The following is a 4814-nucleotide window of genomic DNA, read 5'->3' on the forward strand; positions in this document are numbered from 1 at the left end:
AGGACTGGATTGAGCCCGCCCAGGAGCGCATCCGCCAGCGCTGTGAGCAGGCAATCACCCAGCTCAATGCCCTCCGCGAAAGAGAGTCTCCCAGCAAGGCTCCCACTCCCGTCACGGCTCTCCTTCAAGTAGCTCCCTCTAGTGCACTTCCCACCGGCACGGTTACCTTTCTCTTCACCGATATCGAGGGCAGCACAAGACTCTGGGAGCGAGTGGGCGATGTCTTCCGTGCCGCCCTCGCCACCCACCATGCCCTGATGCGCCATGAATTTAGGCGCAGTGGGGGACACGAGGTCAAGGAGGCGGGAGACTCGTTTCTCGTTGTCTTCGCCAGCGTCGGTGATGCCCTTGCCTGCGCGATTGCCTGCCAGCGTGCTCTGGAGAAGCAGGCATGGCCCGAGGAGATCAGTTCGCTACGGGTACGCATGGCGCTGCATACCGGAGATGTCGAGCTGGCAGGCGGCGAATACCACGGCATCCTGCTCCACCGAGCCGCACGCATGCTCTCGGCGGCACACGGGGGTCAGATCCTCTGCTCCGAGGCGAGCAGTAACCTTCTCAGCCGCGATCTGGAGCCGCAGGTAACTCTCAAAGACCTAGGCATCTGGCGGCTGCGCGATATCCAGGAGCCGGAGCGCCTCTTCCAGGTGACTTACCCGGAGATGGCACTTACGGAGTTCCCGCCTCTGAACGCGTCGCCTGCGCATAGCTCGCACCTGCCGCTGCAGTTCACCCGCTTCTTCGGGCGGGAGACGGAGATCGCCCAGCTTGTGGAGCTGCTCGCCTCGCCCCAGACCCGGCTCTTGACCCTGACCGGCCCGGGTGGCACGGGCAAGACGCGGCTGAGCCTAGAGGCCGCGGGTCGGTTTGCCGAGTCGTTTGCGGGCGCGGTCTGGTTTGTGCCACTGGCGGATCTGAGCGATGCGAGCCTGATCCCCACGGCGATCCTGCAGGCGCTAAGTATCCCGCTCTCGGGCAGTAAGGAGCCGCTGGAGCAGGCAGTCACCGTGCTACAAAAGCAGCCGACGCTTCTGATCCTAGACAACTTCGAGCAGCTGGTGGAGGCGGGTGGAGCGGAGCTGGTGCAGTCGCTGGTGAGCCAGGTTGGCTCGCTGCGTTGCCTGGTGACATCACGTCAGCTCTTGGGCTTGCCGGGCGAGTTGGAGTTCGCGGTGTCTCCGCTTGCCACCCCGAACGGGAGCGACACGCCGGAGCGCCTGGGTCTTTTTGAGAGTGTGCGCCTGTTTGTGGATCGTGCTCAGGCAGCCAAGCCAGACTTTCGTATCACGAACAGCAACGCGCCTGCGGTTGCGGAGCTGTGCGACCGTTTGGAGGGGATTCCTCTTGCTATCGAGCTAGCGGCGGCTCGTGCGTTGGTACTCTCTCCGTCGCAGATGCTGAGTCAGTTGGGGAATCGTTTTGAGTTTCTGGTGAGCCGTAAGCGTGGTCTTGCGGAGCGCCAGCGGACGCTTCAAGCTGCGATTGACTGGAGCTATCGGTTGTTGACGCCGGATGTTAAGCACTTCTTCAGTCAGCTGTGTGTTTTTCGTGGTGGGTGGTCTCTGGAGGCGGCGGAGTCTGTCTGCGAGGAGTCACTTGCGCTGGACATGCTAGCACAGCTGCGTGAGTGCTCGCTGATCACGACGCTGGAGAGCGAGGGTAGCATCCGCTTCCAAATGTTGGAGACGCTCCGAGAGTATGCAGAGAGTCAGCTCTCCCTTGAGGAGTTAGTAGCACTGAAGTTGCGACATGCAGGCTTTTTCGTTTCGTTAGCGGAGGTAGCGGATTCCTTTCTGCGTGGAGCGGATCAGGCGATCTGGCTAGAGCGACTGGAGAGGGATCACGACAATCTGCGCATCGTGCTGACGTGGAGTAACGAACCGGGTGGCAGTGGATTAGTGGGTCTACGGATCGCCGTCGCCTTAGGGCGGTTTTGGAGTGTGCGTGGCTACTATAACGAAGGAGCGGACTATATATCGCGTGTCCTTGCCCAAGAATCGAAGGGGAACGAAGCACTCCGCGCAAAAGCTCTTTACTGGGGAAGCGACATGGCCTTTTACAAGGAAGACTATGTTGATGCCGAGAGATTAGGTGCGCAGAGCTTGGCGCTCTACCGGGAGCTAGGAGATCAACAGGGAATCGCGAACGGACTGTACAGCCAGGGGGTTCTTGCTGGAAGGAAGGATTCAGTTGTAGCTCGGGAACTCTTTGCGGAGAGCTTGGCGATCTCCAGAAAGATTGGGTATTTAAGGGGCATCGCTAACACTGTGTATCAATTAGGAATTCTCGCTTACCGGAAAAGTGACTATCCTACTGCACAAACACACTACGAGGAAAGTCTGGCACTCCATAGAGAAACCGGTGACAAGCGCGGTACCTATCTCGCGCTGAACAACCTTGCCATGCTATCAAGTGCCCGGGGCGACCATGCCGCCGCGTGGGAACTCTTTGGAGAGTCCCTGGCAATCTGCCGCGAGCTGGCCGATCCCTGGGGGATTGCCGGGAGGTTGATGAATCTGGGAGGCGTAGCAAGTGACCGCGGCGACTATGCTGTCGCGCGGGAGCTTTTTGAGGAGAGCCTTGAGATGTCACGCAAGACCAGCTCTCAGAGCGGAATTGCAGGCATACTCATGAATCTTGGGCTCCTTGCGATCCGCCAGGGAGATTATGCATCCGCCCGTTCCTTCTACGCGGAGTGTCTACCTCTCGTTGTAGGGCTATCTTTCTGGTCTTCTATAATTCTTTGTCTGGAAGGCCTTGCTTCCGTTGCCGGGCCGATTTGTGGCGCGATGCTCTGGGGGGCTGGCGAGCGCCTACGAGAAGATTACGAATTTGCCCCCGGCCCTGGAGGCCAACAATTCTTCGAAAAGCACGCCTCCATTGCCCGCGAAACCCTCGGCGACAATGAAGCCTTCGACCGCGCGTGGCAGGAAGGCCGCGCGATGACTCTGGAGCATGCCGTCGCCTACGCTCTGGCGGAGAGCAGCGAGTAGGTCACGTTTTCCAACAACGGCGGCGCGGCTTCGTAAAATGCCCCTATTTGGGGCTTTCCCCTCGCGATTACAAACTTTATAATTCTTGGGAGAGTTTTGGGAGAGTGGACGCTTAGAATACCTCATACGCTACGCAACCAGGTTATTGCCCGTAGCGAAGAAAGGTTTTCGAATCATGAACACATTTCGGTATGGCAGCCAAGCGGCTCGATTTTTCAAGCTCCTGCTTGTTTTCGTTGTGCTACTCACCGCTTCCGCCAGCAAGGCTCTGGCGGACTACAACGCAAGCCGCGATTTCAGTCTCACCAACGGCAACCCCAACGGCGTCTGGGGCTATGGCCACAGTATGACTCTCGGGGGGGCATATTCTCCGAACGCATATGCCATTCCCTCAGCAACTCCAGGGGTCGATTTTTGGACGCAGAACATCTTTGGATCACTGACACCAGCATTGTTCAAAAACGTAACTAATAATACAATTTATGGTAGCACTGTTGTACTGCAGCCACTCCAGTTGCTGATGCATCCTGGGCCGAACAACGAATACAGTGTCTTGAGATTCAAGGCTCCCTGGTTTGAAAATAGCCTCCTGACAGCCCTCCCTGAGGGTTCCGCTCCGAGATTTTCATGCTCTGTGGTGAAGCATCTTCATGAGGACTGTTGTGGTCAATACGACTTTACGGCTGGTTTTGTTGGAGTAGACTGGATCGGCACCACGACCGATATTCATGTTTTGAAGAATGGCACCGCGATCTGGTCAGGCTCCATCAATGATTTTCGGGCTACAGCGTCCACTGCAGGCACCGTACAACTTGACTGCGGAGACACGCTGGATATCGCGGTTGGTGCAGGTTCGAACAGGAGCTACTACTTCGACACGACGGGCGTTGAGTTTGTCGTCACACCAGGTTCGGGAACACAGCTTGGTTTCGAGGGCTTCCTCTCACCTATCGGTGGTGCAGACGCAACGGGGGGCAGCTACGCAAATCCCATTATGAGCCGCAAACTGGGGAGCGCGATTCCCGTTAAGTTCCGCGCTTTCTGTTGCGAGAACGATATTTTGACCGGAGTTCACACGCTGCAAGCCATCAAGTACACCAGTGCAACCGCGTCGAATCCGCCCATCAACGCCACTTCCACCGATGCCGCGACGGTTGGCAATCAGTTCCGACTGACGGGTAATCAGTGGCACTTTAACCTCGATACTGGCTTCCTCTCCAAAGGAACCTGGAAGCTCGTCGCCACGCTGTCTGATGGCAGTACACATTTTGTTTGGATTACGCTAAAATAGCGTGTTACTCAGGGCGGGGAGGCGACAAACGCCGCCTCGCCCTACAAGATAGAAAACGAGGATACGATGAAAGTACAAGTTCGATCTCTACCACTCGCTGTGGGTGTGCTCCTTCTGGGAGCCGTCGCGGCACAGGCACAGTCAACCACACGCGTCTCTGTTGCCACAGGCGGTGTGCAGGCCAATGGCGAGAGCCCGTACTCGGGCGCAAAGCTCAGCAGCAATGGTCAGGTTGTCGCGTTTCGCTCCGTCGCAACCAATCTCATCGGGGTAGGCAACGACAACAATGGCTTCTCCGACATCTTTGTCCATGACCGGGCAACGGGCATCACGACGCGTGTTTCCGTTGCCACGGGTGGGGCGGAGGCGGTGGGCGGAGATAGCAACAACCCGAGCATCAGCGCCGACGGCCGCTATGTCTCGTTTAGCTCCAACGCCACCAACCTGGCGGCCGGAGACACCAACGGCGCCAACGATGCCTTTGTCCACGATCGGGTGCTGGGGACAACGACTCTCGTCTCCGCCGATGC

At 57.9% G+C, this 4814-nt stretch carries 2 protein-coding genes and 1 pseudogene; all 3 read left to right on the top strand.

Features of this window, described 5'->3' with window-relative positions:
• On the top strand, positions 1-2993 hold a 2993-nt coding region (locus RMO15_RS23880; protein ID WP_309718392.1), incomplete at its 5' end, for a tetratricopeptide repeat protein.
• Positions 2994-3168: 175 nt separating this feature from the next.
• Complete coding sequence (locus tag RMO15_RS23885; protein ID WP_309718396.1) at positions 3169-4284, top strand: PxKF domain-containing protein; 1116 nt, start codon at positions 3169-3171, stop codon at positions 4282-4284.
• A gap of 66 nt (positions 4285-4350) precedes the next feature.
• Positions 4351-4814 (top strand): annotated as a pseudogene (locus tag RMO15_RS23890) (hypothetical protein); the annotation flags it as partial.

It is taken from the genome of Armatimonas sp. (assembly GCF_031410135.1).
GTDB lineage: Bacteria > Armatimonadota > Armatimonadia > Armatimonadales > Armatimonadaceae > Armatimonas.